14 protein-coding genes and 1 tRNA gene are annotated in these 12400 nt (G+C 68.5%); 5 read left to right on the top strand and 10 right to left on the bottom strand.

From position 1 onward, the window contains the following. Positions 1-9: 9 nt before the first annotated feature. Positions 10-1005 (bottom strand): Bug family tripartite tricarboxylate transporter substrate binding protein, encoded by a 996-nt coding sequence (locus HHL10_RS19450; protein WP_235971650.1) that lies wholly within the window; start codon positions 1003-1005, stop codon positions 10-12. Positions 1006-1313: 308 nt separating this feature from the next. On the opposite strand from HHL10_RS19450, the gene HHL10_RS19445 reads away from it, so the two are divergent. The 3 genes from HHL10_RS19445 (at position 1314) to HHL10_RS31045 (ending at position 3122) form a co-directional block, all read left to right on the top strand. Further along, positions 1314-1499, top strand: a complete 186-nt coding sequence (locus HHL10_RS19445; protein ID WP_169162056.1) for a hypothetical protein — start codon at positions 1314-1316, stop codon at positions 1497-1499. 83 nt (positions 1500-1582) lie between these two features. Continuing rightward, positions 1583-2611, top strand: coding sequence for a porin (locus tag HHL10_RS19440; RefSeq protein WP_169162055.1), 1029 nt, complete (start codon positions 1583-1585; stop codon positions 2609-2611). Between the two features lie 82 nt (positions 2612-2693). Then, positions 2694-3122 (top strand): Bug family tripartite tricarboxylate transporter substrate binding protein, encoded by a 429-nt coding sequence (locus tag HHL10_RS31045; RefSeq protein ID WP_310734636.1) that lies wholly within the window; start codon positions 2694-2696, stop codon positions 3120-3122. 83 nt (positions 3123-3205) lie between these two features. On the opposite strand, the gene HHL10_RS19430 is transcribed toward HHL10_RS31045, so the two are convergent. The 9 genes from HHL10_RS19430 to HHL10_RS19390 form a co-directional block, all read right to left on the bottom strand. Continuing rightward, positions 3206-3877: an aspartate/glutamate racemase family protein gene (locus HHL10_RS19430; RefSeq protein ID WP_235971649.1), complete on the bottom strand. Its 672-nt coding sequence runs from the start codon at positions 3875-3877 to the stop codon at positions 3206-3208. 20 nt (positions 3878-3897) lie between these two features. Then, positions 3898-4557: a class II aldolase/adducin family protein gene (locus HHL10_RS19425; RefSeq protein WP_375138964.1), complete on the bottom strand. Its 660-nt coding sequence runs from the start codon at positions 4555-4557 to the stop codon at positions 3898-3900. A 2-nt stretch (positions 4558-4559) separates the two neighbouring features. Then, positions 4560-5828, bottom strand: coding sequence for a 3-oxo-tetronate kinase (gene otnK / locus HHL10_RS19420; protein WP_169162052.1), 1269 nt, complete (start codon positions 5826-5828; stop codon positions 4560-4562). Between the two features lie 66 nt (positions 5829-5894). Then, a complete protein-coding gene (locus HHL10_RS19415; protein WP_169162051.1) occupies positions 5895-6959 on the bottom strand; it encodes an isocitrate/isopropylmalate dehydrogenase family protein in 1065 nt (354 codons plus the stop codon). A 136-nt stretch (positions 6960-7095) separates the two neighbouring features. Continuing rightward, a complete protein-coding gene (locus HHL10_RS19410) occupies positions 7096-8064 on the bottom strand; it encodes a GntR family transcriptional regulator (protein ID WP_169162050.1) in 969 nt (322 codons plus the stop codon). A gap of 123 nt (positions 8065-8187) precedes the next feature. Further along, positions 8188-8373 carry a phospholipase D-like domain-containing protein gene (locus HHL10_RS19405; protein WP_169162049.1) on the bottom strand — a complete coding sequence of 62 codons (186 nt, stop codon included), beginning with the start codon at positions 8371-8373 and terminating at the stop codon, positions 8188-8190. A 61-nt stretch (positions 8374-8434) separates the two neighbouring features. Next, on the bottom strand, positions 8435-9091 hold the full coding sequence (locus tag HHL10_RS19400; RefSeq protein ID WP_169162048.1) for a hypothetical protein: 657 nt from the start codon (positions 9089-9091) through the stop codon (positions 8435-8437). Continuing rightward, a complete protein-coding gene (locus tag HHL10_RS19395; RefSeq protein WP_169162047.1) occupies positions 9052-9984 on the bottom strand; it encodes an MbnB/TglH/ChrH family RiPP precursor modification enzyme in 933 nt (310 codons plus the stop codon). The genes HHL10_RS19400 and HHL10_RS19395 overlap by 40 nt, the downstream gene beginning before the upstream one ends. Before the next feature lie 11 nt (positions 9985-9995). Continuing rightward, complete coding sequence (locus tag HHL10_RS19390) at positions 9996-10241, bottom strand: hypothetical protein (RefSeq protein WP_169162046.1); 246 nt, start codon at positions 10239-10241, stop codon at positions 9996-9998. 664 nt (positions 10242-10905) lie between these two features. On the opposite strand from HHL10_RS19390, the gene HHL10_RS19385 reads away from it, so the two are divergent. Together HHL10_RS19385 and budC are read left to right on the top strand one after the other, a co-directional pair. Next, positions 10906-10982: transfer RNA gene (locus tag HHL10_RS19385), tRNA-Gln, on the top strand. 173 nt (positions 10983-11155) lie between these two features. Next, positions 11156-11929, top strand: coding sequence for a meso-2,3-butanediol dehydrogenase (gene budC / locus HHL10_RS19380; RefSeq protein WP_169162045.1), 774 nt, complete (start codon positions 11156-11158; stop codon positions 11927-11929). The last annotated feature ends 471 nt before the right edge of the window (positions 11930-12400 follow it).

Genomic DNA, 12400 nt, shown 5'->3' with positions numbered 1-12400 from the left:
GAAGGCGGCTCAGTTGTCCGGGGTGATGTTGGCGTCCTGCACGATCTTGGCGAAGCGCCTGGACTCGTCCCGGATGAAGGTCTTGAACAGCGCCGGGGCCATGGGCGACACCTCGCCGCCCAGCTCGTTGAGGCGCTTGGCCAGCTCCGGGTCCTTCAGCGCCTGCGCCACCGCGTCATTGAGCTTCCCGACCACCGCCGCCGGCGTGGCCGCGGGTGCGAACAGGCCGAACCAGTTCTCCAGCGCGTAGTCTTCCAGGCCCTTGGTCTCGGACAGCGCCGGGATGTCGGGCGCCAGCGCGGAGCGCTTGGGCGAGGTCATGGCAATGGCGCGCACGCGGCCGTCCTTCATGAAAGGCCGGGCGCCGCCCAGGCTCACGAAGCTCATGTCCACGCTGCCGCCCGCCGTATCGGTGAGCTGGTTGGAGGCACCGCGGTAGGGCACGTGGGTGAGCGGCACGCCGGCCATCTTCTCCAGCAGCTCGCCGGCGAGATGCTGCGGGTTGCCGATGCCGCTGGTGCCGTAGCTGAGCTTGCCCGGATGCGCCTTGGCATAGGCCAGCAGCTCGGCCGTGCTCTTGATGGGCAGTGCCGGGTTGACCACCAGCACGTTGGGCACTTTCACCACCAGGCTCACGGGCGCCAAGTCCTTCTGTGGCGCGTACTGCATCTTAGCCTTGTACACGTGCGGATTGATGGCGGTCTCGCCCGCGGTGGCCATGAGCAGCGTGTAGCCGTCGGCCGGGGCACGCACGGCCGCCACGGCGCCGATCATCCCGCTGCCGCCGGCCTTGTTCTCCACGTTGACCACCTGGCCCAGCAGCGGGCGCAGCTTCTCGGCCAGCAGCCGCGTCATCACGTCCACGCCGCCTCCCGGAGAGAACGGCACGATGATGGTGACGGGCTTGGCGGGGTAAGCCGCTTGGGCCAGCGCGGTGGCCGGGGCCATGGCGGCCAGCACGGCAGCGCCCAGCACTCGGGCGGTGAAACGACGCCTCGGCAGCATTCAATGTCTCCTCTTGTAGCCCGGCTGTCCCGCCGGAAAGTCAGACGAATGCTAGGCAGCCAGCCTGGTCGTGAAAATTGATCTTTTGCCACAGCATCGTTGCCGTTTGGCGAACGCTGCCATGCGCACGCCATCGCCACAGCGCAACCCACGAGCTCCTTTGCATCAGCTTGGCCCCTGGTCCATTGACCGATCAGATCACCTGCAAGGGCAAACCCCAAGATTTGTACTAAAAAGTGTCTCCGTACAATCATTCCAGGCAGGTAGCCCAACAGCGGGCATACCTGGGCACACCACGGAGACAGCCCATGCATCACTTCACTTCGCCTGCCGCACCTGGTGTGCTGCACCGCGGCCTGCTTGCGTTTGGAGCCTCGGTGCTGGCTGGCGCCGAGCCCGCGGTAGGACCGCGCGAACAGTTCGACGAATTCATCAAGGCCGAAGTGGGCCGCTGGACACGGGTGATCCGCGAGGCGCGCATCCAGCCCGAGTGAAGTTTTCCCTGGAGTCCGCTGTCACCGGGCTCTCACGCGCCAATGCGCAACTTCCCGCCATGCCCTGAAGGAGAGGGCTTCCCATGAAAAAACGATTCACGCACGGCGTGCTGTGCGCGGCGGCTTTCGTGCCTGCGCTTTGCGCCGCCCAGTCCAACGTCACGGTCTACGGTATCGTGGACGCCACGGTGCGCCACCAGCGCAACGCCGACGCCGCCGGCGATTCGCTCACGAGCCTGGGCGACGGCGCCTACACCGGCAGCCGCTGGGGTCTGCGCGGCAGCGAAGACCTCGGTGGCGGGCTCAAGGCCGTCTTCACGCTGGAGAGCGGCTTCGACCCCTCCAGCGGCACGCTGCAGCAGGCCAGCGGCAGCGCCAACAACGGCTCGGCCGCGGCGCCGGGCGGGCGCCTCTTCGGCCGCGAGGCCTCGGTGGGGCTGGACTCGCCGCTGGGCCTGGTGACGCTGGGGCGCCAGTACACGCTGGCGCATCCGCTCTCGGGCCGCTTCCAACCGCAGCCCAACCCGAACCTGGACGCCATCTCCATGTTCAGCACGCACCACGTCTCGCGCCAGGACAACATGGCGCGCTACTACAAGCAGTTCGGCCCCGTGGGCGTGTACGCCAGCTACACCTTCAACGAGGGCAACGGCCGCGGCCGGGGCTTGGGCGTGAGCTACGCCACCGGGCCGCTGGACCTGGTGGCCTACTACCAGGAGGTCAACAACGCGGCCAACACCGCCACGCGCGGCATCTCGGGTACGGGCGGCAGCTACGCCGTGACGAAGGACCTCAAGGCCTTCCTGGGCTACATGAAGCGCAACGATCGCGGCACCAGCGCGCAGGAAAACGACGTGTGGAGCGTGGGCGTGAACTACAAGCTCACGGCCCCGCTGGTGCTCACGCTGAGCTACGCACAGGACCGCCAGAGCAAGGTCAACGCGGGCAAGCGCAAGATGGGCTACGTCGGGCTGGACTACCTGTTCTCCAAGCACACCGACCTCTACGCCGAGGTGGACAGCAACCGCCTCACGGGCGCCTACCCGCAGCCCGGCTTAATGGGCACGCGCAACGCCACCGGCGTGACACTGGGCTTGCGTCACCGCTTCTGAACCGGTCCCCACCGGACCGGCTTGTGCTTCGGGCCGGCGACCTTGCCGGCCCAACCCATTCCACACCCAGGAGACTCCATGCCTGTCTCTCACCCGCGCACGCCAGCTGGGCGAGAAGCTGGCCACCATCCTGGGCAAGCCCGTGGTGGTGGACAACAAGCACGGCGGCAACGGCAGCATCGCCACGGATGCCATCGCACGCGCCACGCCGGACGGCAGGCATCTGGCCTCGCTGCCCGAGGTGCCGACATTCGCCGAACCGGGGATCGAGGACATGGTGATCTCCAACTGGTTCGGCGTCGTGGCGCCCAAGGGCACACCGCCTGCGGTCGTTGCCAAGCTCAACCAGGCAATCAACCAGGCGCTGCAGGCACCGGACCTGGCCCGGCGCATCACCGATCCCGGCAACGTGATTGGCGCAGGCACGCCGGAAGACTTCGCCGCCCTCATCGCGTCCGAATCCCAGCGCTGGGGCCAGCTGATCAAGGCGCGCGGTATCCGGCCGGATTGAAGTACCGGGCCTGGCTCCCGGCAGGCGCCGGCGGTGGTGCGCCAGGGCGGCATCCGGGCGGAGCACACGCTCTGCCCGCGCCGTCAGCCTGCAGCGCGCAGCCGTGTCTGCAGGGTTTGGATGGCGGCACTCGGCGCAGTCAATACGGGGCAAGTAAGCACGGCCTGCACCGCTTCCAGGGCGCGCGAGTTGGAGAAATGCGCCAGCATCACCGCGTCGCAATGCGCCAGCCGCGGGGCGGACTCGACGTGCAGGCGGTCGTGGGTCGCCATGTCGCCGGCCTTGGCCGCGGCCAGCGCTTCGGGAAGGCACACCACCTCCAGCGACGCGTCGATGCCGCGCTCGCGCGCCAAGGCGCGAAACTCCTCTTCCATCGCCGGCACGGCCGCGCCAAAAGTCGCGAGCATCCCGATGCGCCGCCCTGCCCGCAGCGCAGCCTCGAACATCGCCTCGTTGGGCTTGAGCACCGGCACCGGCAGCTCGGCTGCGGCCGCGGCGATGGCTTCGCCGAAGGCCGAGCAGGTGAAGAGCACGGCGTAGGCACCATCCGTGATGGCGTGCTGGGCCAGGCGCCGGATGCGCGCACGCATGGCGTCAGTAAGCCGGCCATCGCGCTCCAGGTCTGCCGGCAGCGCGTCGTCCACCAGGTTGACGCGCCTGGCTTGCGGCCAGCGCTCCTGGAACGCGGCCTCTACCGGCGCCATCGCGACGTACACGGCATGGATGAGCGCGATGCGCGGGGTACTGTGGTCCATGGTCATATGAAGGCGTGGCTTCACCAGGGGGCGCCGAAGGCCTGGCGCAGCTCCTCGATTGCTGCTTCATCCAGCGTCGCGGGTCTTGGGTTCGACAGCAGCCACAGGCGGGCGGTTTCTTCCAGCTCTTCCAGCACGGCCATCGCCGCTGCCGGCGTGGCAGCCCAGACATTGGGGCCCAGGCGGTCCAGCATGACGGCCGACAGCCGGGTGCCGCGTCCGCTGGCCCGCGCAATGGCGTCAGCCACCAGCGCCGCGGCGGCCGGGTCGCCCGGCCGGTGGTACGGGATGAGCGGCACGCGCCCCACCTTCATCACGAAGTACGGCGTGATGGGCGGCAGGATGGCGTCCTTACTCCACACGCCCGACAGCGTGAGCGCGACCAGATGCGTGGAGTGGGTGTGGATGACGCAGCGCGCCTGGGGGTCGGCCGCGTAGATGCGCCGGTGCAGCGCCAGGGTCTTGCTGGCACGGTCACCGCCAAGCTGCTCGCCGCTGGCCGACACCTTGGCCAGGCGCTGCGGCTCCAGGAAGCCCAGGCAGGCGTCCGTGGGCGTGATGAGGAAGCCGCCGTCCGTGCGCACGCTGATGTTGCCGGCCGTGGCATGCACATAGCCACGCTCGAACAGGCTGCGGCCGACCCGGCAGATCTCCTGGCGCAGCTGCGCTTCGATGCTCATGGTCATGCCAGCAGGCCGAAGGCCTTGGTGAAGAAGTCCACCGTGCCGAAGTTGCCGGACTTCAGCGCCAGCAGCAGCCCCTGCGCGCCGGCCGCAGGCGATGGCGCGTGGCACCACGGCACGCCGGGGTCGATCTGCGGCCCGACGCGCATGCGCGCCACCTGCAGCGCCTGCACGCAGGCACCGGAGGTCTCGCCGCCGGCGACGACGAGCTGGCGCACCCCGCGCTCGACCAGGCCGCGGGCGATGGCAGAGAGCGTGCCTTCGACCAGCGTGCCGGCCGCCTCCACACCCAGCCGGGCCTGCACGCTCCTGACCGCCTCGGGCTCGGCCGTCGCGTAGAAGAGCAGCGGTTGCGCCGACAACCGGCCCTCGGCCCAGGCCAGTACCGCGCCAGCCACGTCTTCGCCCGCGGCGATGCGCAGCGGGTCCACCGCGAAGGCCTGGCCGCCACGCTGGATGAAGTCCACCACCTGGGCGTTGGAAGCCGCCGAACAACTGCCCGAGACGATGGCCCGCGCGCCCGGCACCCGGGGCAGCTCGGTGGCCGCGGTGCTGGGCACCAGGCCGTGGTTTTGCGGCAGCCCGATGGCCACGCCCGAGCCCGCCACCAGCAGCGGCAGCCTGGCGAAGGCCCGGCCCATGGTCATGAGGTCGTCGTTGGCGACGGCGTCCACCACGCCGAAACGCACGCCCTCGTCCCGCAGTGCCTGCATGCGCGCGCGCACGGCCTCGGCGCCCCGGCGCACGACGGCGTGGTCCACCAGGCCCACCCGGCCGCGGCACTGGCGCTGCAGCACGCGCACGAGGCTGGCGTCCGTCATGGGCGTGAGCGGGTGGTGGCGCATGCTGCTGTCGCTCAGCAGCAGGTCGCCGACGAAGAGATGGCCCTGGAATACCGTGCGCTGGTTCTCGGGAAAGGCCGGGCACACGGGCACGATATCGGCGCCCAGTGCGTCGGCCAGCGCCTCGGCCACCGGGCCGATGTTGCCCCGCTCGGTGGAGTCGAAGGTGGAGCAGACCTTGAAGTAGATCTGTCCGGCGCCGCGCGCGCGCAGCCAGCGCAGCGCGGCCAGCGACTGCGCCACCGCCGCATCGGGTTCGACGGTGCGCGACTTGAGTGCGACGACCACCGCGTCCGCATCGACGGCGGTGTCCTGCCCAGGCAGGCCGATGGTCTGGACCACGCGCATGCCGGCGCGCGCCAGGTTGTTGGCCAGATCGGTGGCCCCCGTGAAATCGTCGGCAATGCAGCCCAACAGCATCGACATGCTCCAAGACAAACGATGAGAAGGCGGGCCCTCGATCGGGCCCGCCCGTTGCACGGCGCGCTGGGCTCAGACCGCGCGCGCGACCGCTTCGCCGAAGGCCTTGCAGCCCAGCGTGCCGCCGAGGTCGGCGGTGCGCGTGGCCGGGTTCTCCAGCACGCGGTCCACCGCGGCGTGGATGGCCGCGCCCGCCTCGAACAGCGCCGGCGCCTCGTGGTGCTCGCCCACCCACTGCGCCAGCATCGCCACCGACAGGATCATCGACACGGGGTTGGCCTTGTCCTGGCCCGCGATGTCGGGCGCGGAGCCGTGCTGGGCCTGGGCGCAGCAGTGCGTGTCGCTGGCCATCATCGACCCGGCCAGGCCCAGGCTGCCGGAGAGCTCGCTGGCGAGGTCCGAGATGATGTCGCCATAGAAATTGGTGGCGACTATCACGTCGAAGCGCTCGGGGCTGCGTACCAGGTGCGCGGTGGAGGCGTCGATGAGCAGGTCGTCGAGCTGCACCTCGGGGAAGTCCTTGGCGACGTGGCGCACGCACTCCAGGAACAGGCCGTCGGTCATGTGGAAGCTGTTGGCCTTGTGCACGGCCGTGACCTTCCTGCGCCGCGTCATCGCCAGCTCGAAGGCGCGGCGCGCGATGCGCTCGCTGCAGTGGCGCGTGATCTTGCGGGTGGACAGCGCCATGTCGGGGCTGGGCATGACCTCGCCCCAGCCGCGCGTCATGTTGCGGTCCGGGTAGAAGCCCTCGGTGGCCTCGCGCATGATCACCAGGTCCATGCTCTTGCCGGGCTTCATGTTGGACTCCAGGAAGGGCCGCGTGCGCGCCGGGCGCACGTTGGCGTAGAGATCCAGCCCGATGCGAAAGCCCGCCGAGACGTTGCGCCCGCCCTTCTCCGGCGCCGGGTAGTCGGCGTGCGACTGCGTGCCCAGGATGATGCCGTCGTAGCCACGCGCCTTCTGCAGCACCTCCTCGCGCAGCGTGGTGCCGTGCTTCTCCAGGCTGACGAAGCCCACATCGTCATAGTCGAACTCCAGGCCCAGTTGGTACTTCGCGCTGGCCGCGCGCAGCACGCCCACCGAGGCATCGACGATTTCAGGACCGATGCCGTCACCCGGCAACACGAGGATCTTCATGCTTGTCTCCAGACCGAAAGGGGCATGGCATCACCAGTGCCATGCCCGGCAGTTTAGGGGCTGGATTGCATCAGATCAATATTTAGTACAAACAATCAGGTCCGCAAAACCACGTATCCGGCCCGGCGCGCGGGCCCTACAGGTGGATCTCCACGGCAAGGTCCTTGCCGCGGGTGCGCTTCTGCGGCGTGGCCGGTGCCTTGTCCTCGGTCTTGATGGCGCGCACGACGTCGAGGTGCTGGCGCAGCCGGTGCGAGGCCTCCATGCGCTCACCAGCCTCCAGGAGGTCCAGCAGCGCAAGGTGCTCTTCGCACTGGCGCCGCATGCGCTCGCGGTCCGCGGCCGAGTTGGTCTGGCAGTGGTACTCGATGATGCGCCGCTGCTGGTTCACGTTGCGCAGCGCGTCGAGCAGGAAGCGGTTGTTGGCACAGGCCACGATCGCCTCGTGGAACTCCGCCCCGGCGCGAAAGCGCTCGGCCGCCGTCCAGCGCTCGATGCCGCCGTCGAGCAGCATCTGCTGCTGGTGGCGCACCTTGTCGAACAGCGCGCGATCCACCCGGAAGGTCGGCTCCAGGATGGCGGCGGGCTCGATGATCATTCGGAAACGGTAGCTTTCGCGGTGCGAGTCCACCGTGTTGAGCACGGCCCGGAACAGCCAGCCCCGGCCGGGCTTGCGCTCGGCCAGGCCCTCGCGCGCCATGCGGTTGAGCACCCGCTGCACCTGCAGCCGCGTCAGGCCGTGCCGCTCCATCAGCTCGGCCTCCGACACCTCCTCGTCGATGGCCTCCGTGAGCCGGTCTTCCACGATGCGCATGTAGATCGCCTCATCCGACTCCTCGTCGGTGATCTGGATCTTGCGCAGCCGCTTTGCGTCCTGCGCGACCTGGAAGCCCCGGTTGGGGCTGGAGCTCAACGCCCCCAGCGCCTCCAGGTATTGCAGCGCCTTGCGCACCGGTGAGCGGGAAACGCCCAGCGCGTCAGCCAAGGACTGCTCGGTGATGCGGTCGCCTACCGCGTAGCCGCCAGTGGTAAGCAGTTCCAGCACGCGTCCGGCGACGACCGGAACGATGCCGCCGGGAGGCGTGGGAGGGGAAGGGTTTTTCATGGCCAGTCAGGGATTGCACGCCTGCGACGGCAGGCCGGTCGCCCGATACAAAGCGCACTTTATAGGCTGTTGGTGCAATCCGCTACGCAGGCACGGCCGAGCCTGCGGAACGGGCTCGTCTCGTCATCGTGCAAAGGCCGCCACGCGCTGCCGGTACGGCAGGGCGAGCGTCCCGATGGCCTGCTTGCGTTGTGCCAGCGCGGCGCGCACCCGGTTGGCCCGGGCCACGACGAAGTCGGGCAGCCGCGGTACGCAGATCGCCAGCTTGAGGCCCGGGCTGGCCTGCAGCCCGGCGCTCAGCACGTCCACCAGGTCGATCTCGTGCGCCGCCGGCGCGATGCGATCGCGGGAACGGGAGAACGCCGGGCCGTCAGGCAGGAAGTTGCGGCTGCATCAAGCCATGCGAGCGGCCCTCCGGCACGGCGTCAATGCGCCGGACCACCAGCGCGTCGCCGCTGGCATCGAGCACGACGGTGACCGGCTGTTCGAGCGGGCGAAGCGCGGCGGCATCGAGGCCCGGATCGAAAAGCAGGCCGGGGTCGTACCGGAGCGAAAGCACGCGCTGACGTCCTTGCTCAGGAGCGGCGGCGGTGTCCAGGTGTTGCGCCTGGGCATCGTAGGACGCGAGCTCGAAACGGATCGCGTCCTCGTACGGCCCGTGCGGCACCTGGCCGCTTTCGATACGGTCGAGCAGCCAGGTGCCGAAACGCCAGGCTTCCCACCGGTACTGCAGCGTCGCGTCCTGCGACGCCGCCCAGAACGCATCCAGCTCGGCGGTCAGCAGCGGGCCCAGCAGCCGGCAGGTGAAGGGCAGCACCGAGTAGATCGGTGTCAGCCGGTTGACGCGGAACAAGGTGCAGTTGATCGACATCCCCTTGTCCCGGACCATTGCCGCAAGACGCGCACGCTCCCGTTCGGTCAGCGCGTATTCGGCCAGCGCCTGCGCCGGAGCGTGCCGCGCCAGCAGGCACTTGCGGGGATCGGCGATCAGGTCGGCAAGGGCGCACTGGAAGCCCTGGAGCGACATGTCTGTTCTCCTTCCTTGCCGGTCATGGCGTTGCGCGCCCGGGTGAGCTGGGCGAGCACGCCAGCCACCTCCAGCCGCGGGTAGTACGACTCGTGGAACTCGAAGGTCACACCGCGCAGGTTCGGACAGCGCGGCGCCGTGTACGACAGCAGCGGCCAGACCGCATCGGCGCAAGGCCCGGCGTGCGAATCGAGATACGCACCGTAGAGCCAGTTGCCGCCCGCGATGTGGATTTCGTGCACCGCGCCAAGGTCGAGCGCGTCGATGAAGGCGAACGCCGACAAATCAAGGTTGACGCTGTTCACGTACAGGTTGTGCAGGTCCAGCAGGAGCGCGCAGCCGGTCCGGCGCGTGAGCGCGCGCAGGAACTCCGCCTCGCTCATGTCCGTGTCAGGCACCGGCGTGTACACGACACCGTTTTCGAGCAGCAGTTGGCAGCCGAGGATGTCCTGTACCTGCGAGACGCGCTCGCACAGCATCTGCAGCATGTCGTCGTCCCAGGGGATAGGCAACGCCAGCCCGGCGTGGTGGTCGGGCGTGATCCGCGTGTGCACGCGAACCGCGCTCAGGTGCTCGCTGATCCAGCGAAAGCGGTAGCGGCGATGCCACTGCGCCAGTTGACGCACATGGGCGAGATCGAAAGCCGATGCGCTCGCAATCGACAACCCTATGCCATGCGCAACAAGGGGATACCGCGCCGCCAGGCGGTCGAGCAGTCCGACCTCGTCGGGCAGGGGCACGAAGCGCGTCGCGGCACGGCGCCCCAGGTCGTTCCAGAACCTTTCCGGAATGACCGACAGGAAGTCAGGCGCGTCGGGATGCCGGTCCAGGAAGTCCGAGAGGACGCCGTTGAACATGACCCCGACGCCCGCGTCCGAAGCGTGGGCGTTCATGTGGCGGACGTTCAGATCGGCTGCATGCGGTCCAGGTCGACACGCACGATGTTCTCGATCTCCTCGCGCTCCTGAATCCAGATGGGCATGCCCGAAGTGCATGCCGGGCAGCCTTTGAGCTTGCCGAGAATGTCCGAGATGATCGGCTGCAGCTTGACCGTCTCGGCGAGCGCCGTGCCGCGCGGAACCGTGACTCGCAGAGTCGGTTGCGCGGCGTCCTTGATCAGCGAGATGTCAACGACTCGATCGGGCTTCATGGGCTCCTCCTTTCCTGCGCATGGGCATGCGCGAATCACGGCGGCCCCTGCGGCAACTGCGAGGTTGCAGCACCGGTGGCGCCACCCGGGGTTGCCGGGGCCTCGCGGCCTGCGGGTCAGGTCATCCTGATCCGGCACCGGCATCAACACTGAGAAGCACTGTGCGCTGCCGGCACGGCGGCGTCACATGACTTTCCTCACTGCGCCACGACGATCATGGGCTGAAGGGCAGCGGTCCTGAGCCGTCCTCAGCAACCGGTTCACAACACCCTTCTGCCCCCGGCGCATCGCGCCGTAAGAGACAAGCGGATCGTTGCCGTCGTCAACGTTTCGCTGCCCGAGAACGGCCCACCTTGCCCAAGCTCCGGAGGACGCGGCCCACGTTCGAGGCTCGGGCAGCGCCGGCACTCCAGGAAGACAGCCAGACGCGGCTTGAGCAGCTGCCACGCAATCCCGCGCGCCATGACATCCTGCTGAAGGCAAATGCTAAAGGTGATACAATTGCGATCACACCAGCGATCTGTAGCTTCGGTTGCCTCCAATGCGCATTCGCGAGGTTGCAGCCGGTACAGGCTGCACGTCGCGTCGGCTTCGGGCCGGCATTCGCCGGAATGTCCGACCGAGCTGGAGCTTTTCAGGTGTCGGCGTGAGCCGGTATCGGTGTAGGGGAGTCGCCAAGTTGGTTAAGGCATCGGATTTTGATTCCGACATGCGAGGGTTCGAGTCCTTCCTCCCCTGCCAGATTTTCTGGTTCGTCATTTGCGGCGCGGCGTCCTGCCTGTGAGCCGCCCTGCTCTCCGCTCCTAAAGGCACGCCTGAGGCCTCGGCCGCGCGCTGCGGGTGCGGCAGCCGCTGAAGCGCCCAGGCACGCCGTTCGCTTCGGCGCACGGGTCACCTGGCTGCTGGAGACCGCGATGCCCACGAGCCTTTGTCGCTTCACCGATCACACCGTCATCGTCACCGGCGCCGGTTCGGGCATCGGCCGCGGCATCGCCGAGCGCTTCGCCGAGGAAGGCGCCAATGTCGTGCTGGCCGGACGGACCGAGGAAAAGCTCCAGGCGGTCGCGGGCGCCATGGACACCGCGCGCACGCTGGTGCAGCCGTGCGACGTGCGCGATTTCGCCCAGGTCGAGCGCCTCGTGGCGGCGACGCTTGCGCGCTTCGGCGGGATCGACGTGCTCGTCAACAACGCCGGCATCGCACCCGAGGGCAGCGTCACCGACACCAGCCTTGAAGACTGGCACGACACGCTGCAGACCGATCTCAGCGGCGTCTTCCACGGCTGCAAGGCGGCACTGCCGCACCTGATGGCGCGCCGTGGTTGCATCATCAACGTCGCGTCGGTTTCTGGCCTCGGCGCGGATTGGGCGCTGGCGGCCTACAACGCGGCCAAGGGCGGCGTGGTCAACCTGACGCGCTCGCTCGCCATGGACTTCGGCGGCCGTGGCGTGCGGGTCAACGCGGTGTGCCCGTCACTCACGCGCAGCGCCATGACCGAGGACATGCTCAAGGACGAGGCCCTGATGCGCCGCTTCATGGAGCGGCTGCCGCTGGGACGTCCGGCCGAGCCCGAGGACATCGCCGGCGTGGTGGCATTCCTCGCCAGCGACGACGCCCGGTTCGTCAACGGCGTGAACCTGCCGGTGGACGGTGGCGTCACGGCCTCGAACGGGCAACCGCCGATGTGACGGTCGCCGCGGGCGCGTCAGCACCTGCTGACACGCCCAGTCACAGGATCTGGCTGCGTCGGCAACCAACCGGGCACCCAGGCTCATCGGCATAAAACCCTTCTTCAGGGTAACCGGCTGCAAGGGTGGTACATTGGCGACCTGGTGCTTGCAGCCCAAGGCCTTTGAAAGGCTGATGTCAGCGAGCAGGCGCCCGGATCACGAGTTGATCTCTCTCCTTTTCCAGGGCTGTTGATGGCTTCGGCGATCTCGATGTTCTGGTTGCCCCTGGCTTGCAGCGAATACCCCTGCCAGCCTGCGCCCGGACCGAGTTCATCCGCCGCTAGCGTGCATTGCGCACGCTCCTTCCTTCAGCCCCGGCCGGCCTTGACAAAGGCCCGTGCCGCCGAAAGTACCCCATCGCTTCACCCCTCCAGGTAGTCAAGTACCTCGTCTTTCCCCGGCCCCGCCTTCTCGGGTCCGGTCGCCACG

The organism is Azohydromonas caseinilytica (genome assembly GCF_012927045.1).
Classification (GTDB): Bacteria; Pseudomonadota; Gammaproteobacteria; order Burkholderiales; family Burkholderiaceae_C; genus Azohydromonas; species Azohydromonas caseinilytica.
The sequence above is the reverse complement of the archived record's forward strand: the minus strand, read 5'-3'. Positions and strand labels throughout refer to the sequence as shown.

Bases quoted from the DNA above. Each gene is read 5' to 3' on its own strand.
- HHL10_RS19395 (WP_169162047.1), bottom strand. From the start codon at position 9,984: ATGAACGCCCACGCTTCGGACGCGGGCGTCGGGGTCATGTTCAACGGC.
- HHL10_RS19450 (WP_235971650.1), bottom strand. From the start codon at position 1,005: ATGCTGCCGAGGCGTCGTTTCACCGCCCGAGTGCTGGGCGCTGCCGTG.
- otnK (WP_169162052.1), bottom strand. From the start codon at position 5,828: ATGTCGATGCTGTTGGGCTGCATTGCCGACGATTTCACGGGGGCCACC.
- HHL10_RS19440 (WP_169162055.1), top strand. From the start codon at position 1,583: ATGAAAAAACGATTCACGCACGGCGTGCTGTGCGCGGCGGCTTTCGTG.
- HHL10_RS19410 (WP_169162050.1), bottom strand. From the start codon at position 8,064: ATGAAAAACCCTTCCCCTCCCACGCCTCCCGGCGGCATCGTTCCGGTC.
- HHL10_RS19400 (WP_169162048.1), bottom strand. From the start codon at position 9,091: ATGTCGCTCCAGGGCTTCCAGTGCGCCCTTGCCGACCTGATCGCCGAT.
- budC (WP_169162045.1), top strand. From the start codon at position 11,156: ATGCCCACGAGCCTTTGTCGCTTCACCGATCACACCGTCATCGTCACC.
- HHL10_RS19390 (WP_169162046.1), bottom strand. From the start codon at position 10,241: ATGAAGCCCGATCGAGTCGTTGACATCTCGCTGATCAAGGACGCCGCG.
- HHL10_RS19445 (WP_169162056.1), top strand. From the start codon at position 1,314: ATGCATCACTTCACTTCGCCTGCCGCACCTGGTGTGCTGCACCGCGGC.
- HHL10_RS19425 (WP_375138964.1), bottom strand. From the start codon at position 4,557: ATGAGCATCGAAGCGCAGCTGCGCCAGGAGATCTGCCGGGTCGGCCGC.
- HHL10_RS19415 (WP_169162051.1), bottom strand. From the start codon at position 6,959: ATGAAGATCCTCGTGTTGCCGGGTGACGGCATCGGTCCTGAAATCGTC.
- HHL10_RS19430 (WP_235971649.1), bottom strand. From the start codon at position 3,877: ATGGACCACAGTACCCCGCGCATCGCGCTCATCCATGCCGTGTACGTC.